Source organism: Streptomyces sp. NRRL F-525, from assembly GCF_000716605.1.
Lineage (GTDB): Bacteria > Actinomycetota > Actinomycetes > Streptomycetales > Streptomycetaceae > Streptomyces.
In genome coordinates this window covers 1-316 of sequence record NZ_JNXE01000195.1, presented here as the reverse complement: position 1 = coordinate 316, position 316 = coordinate 1, and the positions used below count along the sequence as shown (strand labels likewise).

1 protein-coding gene is annotated in these 316 nt (G+C 69.3%); it reads right to left on the bottom strand.

The annotated features are described in order from the left end of the window. On the bottom strand, positions 1–306 hold a 306-nt coding region (locus tag OO69_RS48495; RefSeq protein WP_234444726.1), incomplete at its 3' end, for a recombinase family protein. Positions 307–316 lie beyond the last annotated feature (10 nt).

Sequence of the window (316 nt, the reverse complement as noted above, 5' to 3'; positions counted from 1 at the left end):
AGACAGTTGCTGCTCCTTGCGCTCCGCCCGGGCCCGCGCGGACTGCTCTCGCGCCTTCTCCCTGGCCTGTGGTGACAACAGCCGAGCCACGGTGGTGGGATGCCAGCGGCCGCCGCGCTTGCTGCGTAGGCCTTCGGCGTTCGCACGGGCTGCGATGGCCCGTACGCCGAGGCCTTCCTGATCGCGCCAGCGTTCCATCTGCTCGGCGATGGCGTTCTCGCGTTCGTCGTCGGTGAGTTCGCGGGCGAGGCGGTCGAGGTTGGGGGCGAGGATGCCGTCTGCCTGTTCGTCGGCAATCCACTGCATGGCCGTCATG